The organism is Pseudemcibacter sp. (genome assembly GCF_965661635.1).
In the GTDB taxonomy this organism is placed as follows: domain Bacteria; phylum Pseudomonadota; class Alphaproteobacteria; order Sphingomonadales; family Emcibacteraceae; genus Pseudemcibacter.
On record NZ_CBFIEP010000029.1, the window covers coordinates 1 to 4346 of the forward strand.

Sequence of the window (4346 nt, forward strand, 5' to 3'; positions counted from 1 at the left end):
GAACGTATAATTTCCCGCAAGGGCGTATGACGGATCACCGTATCAATCTTACGCTCTATAAATTAGACAGTATTCTTGCTGGCGAGGGTTTAGAAGAAGTTATAACTTCATTAATTACTGAGAACCAAGCAGCACAATTAGCCGCTATGGAAGGCTAATGTGGATACGCTCGCTACGCTTAGAAAGAAAATCGAAGCTAGATTAAGAAAAAAAGGCATTGAAGAAGCGCCTCTAGATGCACGCCTTCTAATTTCTCATATTATCCCCGTAACTGAAATAGATTTCGCTATTAATGCTGATCAGATAGTGAGTAATGAGCAGCAGAACTTAATTGATATACTCGTACAGAAACGAGAAAAACGCATTCCTATGTCGCAAATATTTGGAGAGAAGGAGTTTTGGAGCTTAAGCTTTAAAGTGACAAGAGACACTCTAACACCAAGACCTGATAGCGAAACACTTATTGAAGTCGCTTTAAATGAATTTGAAGATAAGAATGCTACTCTCTCAATCCTTGATCTAGGAACAGGGAGTGGGTGTTTATTATTAACATTATTATCGGAACTCAAGAATGCGACAGGTTTAGGAATAGATGTTTCAGCCAGTGCAATAAAAGTTGCTAATGAGAATGCAACAAATTTATCTTTGAATAATCGGGCCACTTTTTTGAAGAGCGATTGGTTTGAAAAATTATTTAAAACAAAAAAATTTGATCTTATAATTGCGAACCCTCCTTATATTGGACTCAATGAAAAACCTGAACTTACCCCCGAGGTTTGCGAACATGAGCCCCATAGCGCATTATTTTCTGGCGAAGAGGGTTTAGATGACTGTCGCAAAATTGCGGCGGATATTGCAGGCTATATGTCGGAAAAATCAATAATAATATTAGAAATTGGCTATAGACAATCGAGCGCAGTGAAAGATATTTTTGAACAGAAAGGATTTAAAAATATTAATGTATTTCAAGACCTTGGTGGTCGTGACCGTTGTTTGTTAATTAGACCGTAACCGGGTTTTGATAAAAAAATGAAAAAGACACTTGGCTTTTAGAACGGTCCGCGCTAAAGTCTTTTCACGCAAAAGATATGCGTGGGTACCGAACAAAAGATTCGGTGATATAACTCCAAAATTCTTGAATAACCGTGCTAGGGGCATAGATGCCCCCTAATCAATCATATTGATATAATAGCCCACAAAAGTAATAGAAATTTAATGAGTACAAATCAAAGATCCCGCCAAAATAAGTCGGGTAGACACAATCATAAATCAAACAACCGTGGTCGTTCACAAAATTCTCGTGGTGGACGTAAAGGCGGTGGTAAGCATCAGCAAAAACAACCCTTAACAGCGACACGGCAAATTGATAGTAGTGGGCCAAGTGGTAAATTACGGGGCAATGTCAAACAACTTTATGATCAGTATAAGTCATTGGCACATGATGTAAGAACAAAGGACCGTACTCTTTCAGAAGCTTATGGCCAATACGCACATCATTATTATATTCTTTATTCAGAATTTGCGGCTGCGGAAGCTGCTCTTGAAGTTGAGCGTGAAAAAGAACGCCAAAGAAAGAAAGAAGAAGCCGCAGAAAATCAATCAAATGTCGTTTCAGCCAATGAAGATGCTGCTGCTGCATCTGATATTGAACAGGATGTGACGGAAAATAAAAAAGAACAGGTTAAAAAATCACGATCCCGTAAAAAGGATGAAGAAGCGCCGCTTGAACTTCCCCTTGATTTAGATGAAGAAAAACCCGAACCTCCAAAAAAGAGAGCGCCAAGAAAAACGCGAAAAGTAAAAGAAGAAGTGGCGGAATAAGCCGAGTTTCTTATTTTTATCTCTTTAATCTATTAATTCTCCTTTGCCCCTTGTGTTGCCGAAATGCAACATTATATGTTGTTTAATGTTAAACAATAATCGGACAGTTTCGGAGTATCATAATGGATTTTGAAAAATTTACCGACAGAACCAAAGGGTTCATCCAGTCCGCACAGAACTTTGCCTTACGCGAAGGTCACCAGCGCTTCACACCCGAGCATATTTTAAAAATTTTGCTCGAAGATAAAGAAGGGCTATGTGCAAATTTAATGACCGCCGCGGGAGCAGACCCATCAGCGGCATTGACCAATATTGAAAAAGAAGTATCAAGCTATCCAAAAGTGGAAGGAGCCGGCACGCAGCTTTATATTGAGCAATTAACGGCAAAACTATTTGATAGTGCTGGGGAAGTTGCGAAGAAGGCTGGCGACGAATATGTTACAGTCGAGCGTCTATTGCTCGCGTTAACGCTTCTTTCGGGTAGTAAATCTGCTGAAATATTAAAAAATGCAGGATTGACCGCGCAAAATTTAAACACGTCAATTAATCAAATCCGTAAAGGACGTGCCGCGAATTCACCAAGCGCGGAAGATGGCTATGATGCCCTTAGTAAATATGCGCGTGATTTAACTGAAGCAGCTCAAGAAGGAAAACTTGATCCGGTCATTGGTCGTGATGAAGAAATCCGCCGCACCATACAGGTGTTATCGCGCCGCACAAAAAATAACCCCGTTCTTATTGGTGAGCCGGGTGTTGGTAAAACCGCGATCGCTGAAGGGCTTGCGTTACGCATTACAAACGGTGACGTCCCCACGAGCCTTAGTCAAAAACGCATCATGTCGTTGGATATGGGCGCGTTGGTTGCTGGTGCCAAATATCGTGGTGAATTTGAAGAACGTCTAAAGGCCGTATTACAAGAAGTCTCTGCTTCTGATGGTGAAGTTGTACTTTTTATTGATGAGCTGCACACAATCGTTGGTGCGGGCGCGTCTGAGGGGTCTATGGATGCATCTAACCTCTTAAAACCCGCGCTTGCACGCGGTGAACTTCACTGTATCGGTGCTACCACCCTTAATGAATATCGCAAATACGTTGAAAAAGATGCCGCACTAGAACGTCGTTTTCAACCGGTCTTAATTGGTGAACCGACAGTCGCAGATACCATTTCAATTCTGCGTGGATTAAAGGAAAAATACGAACTTCATCATGGGATTCGTATTAAGGATAGCGCTCTTGTTGCGGCCGCTACTCTTTCCAATCGTTATATCAATGACAGGTTCTTACCTGATAAAGCGATTGATTTGATGGATGAAGCCGCCTCCAAGATTAAAATGGAAGTGGATAGTAAACCTAGTGAGCTTGATGAACTGGACCGCAGAATAATTCAGCTTAAAATCGAACGTGAAGCCTTAACCAAAGAAAAGGATGCAGCATCAAAGGACCGGTTAAAAAATCTTGAAAAAGAACTTAGTGAACTAGAAGAAACATCTGCAACCTTAACGGCACAGTGGCAGAAAGAAAAAGATCGCATCGAAGGCGATCATAAAATCAAGGAACGCTTAGAGGCTGCACGTGTAGAGTTAGAAAAAGCCCAGCGTGAAGGTAATCTCGCACGTGCCGGTGAGCTTACATATGGCGAAATTCCAGATCTTGAAGAAAAACTAAAAAATGTCACGGAAGGTGACGCGGATGATAATCAGCTTTTAAAAGAAGAAGTCTCGGATAATGACATTGCTGCCGTTATAAGCAGATGGACAGGTATTCCAGTTGATAAAATGCTTGAAGGAGAACGTGAAAAGCTTCTTTCTATGGAAGAAAACATCGGTAAGCGCGTAATCGGTCAAGATGAAGCGGTTTCTGCAGTTGCAGCCGCCGTTCGTCGTGCGCGCGCAGGATTACAAGAAGAAACCCGCCCGATTGGTTCTTTCCTCTTTCTTGGTCCAACGGGTGTTGGTAAAACAGAACTCACAAAGGCCCTCGCTGAATATCTTTTCGATAATGAAAATGCCATGGTTCGGATCGACATGTCTGAATTTATGGAAAAGCATGCCGTTGCTCGTCTTATCGGCGCCCCTCCGGGGTATGTTGGATATGAAGAAGGTGGCGTGCTTACCGAGGCTGTCCGCCGTCGACCATATCAAGTGGTTCTTTTTGACGAAGTTGAAAAAGCCCACGGCGATGTCTTTAACATTCTGCTTCAGGTTTTGGATGACGGGCGTCTTACAGATGGCCAGGGACGTACCGTTGATTTCTCGAACGTATTGATCATTCTTACCAGTAACCTAGGCAGTGATATAATAGCAGCACTTGGATCAAACGATGATGTTGATAAGGTTCGAGAAGATGTGATGGATGTGGTCAGAGCTAGTTTTAGACCTGAGTTCATAAATCGTCTTGATGAAATAACTCTTTTCCACCGTTTGGCGGAGAAACATATGCATGCGATTGTCGATATTCAATTAGCAGGTCTTGAGAAACGTCTTGCTGATCGTAAAATTACGCTCGATTTGGATGTATCGGCAAAA

General features: G+C 41.9%; 3 protein-coding genes and 1 pseudogene. All 4 read left to right on the forward strand.

Annotation, left to right across the window (positions count from 1 at the left end; translation table 11 throughout):
- A pseudogene (locus ACTF6W_RS01905) lies at positions 1 to 158 on the forward strand (peptide chain release factor 1); the annotation flags it as partial.
- Position 159: 1 nt separating this feature from the next.
- Positions 160 to 1011 carry a peptide chain release factor N(5)-glutamine methyltransferase gene (gene prmC / locus ACTF6W_RS01910; protein ID WP_438992844.1) on the forward strand — a complete coding sequence of 284 codons (852 nt, stop codon included), beginning with the start codon at positions 160 to 162 and terminating at the stop codon, positions 1009 to 1011.
- Between the two features lie 204 nt (positions 1012 to 1215).
- A complete protein-coding gene (locus ACTF6W_RS01915) occupies positions 1216 to 1821 on the forward strand; it encodes a DUF4167 domain-containing protein (RefSeq protein ID WP_438992845.1) in 606 nt (201 codons plus the stop codon).
- A gap of 122 nt (positions 1822 to 1943) precedes the next feature.
- Positions 1944 to 4346: ATP-dependent chaperone ClpB (clpB, locus tag ACTF6W_RS01920; protein WP_438992846.1), on the forward strand; the 2403-nt coding region annotated here is incomplete at its 3' end.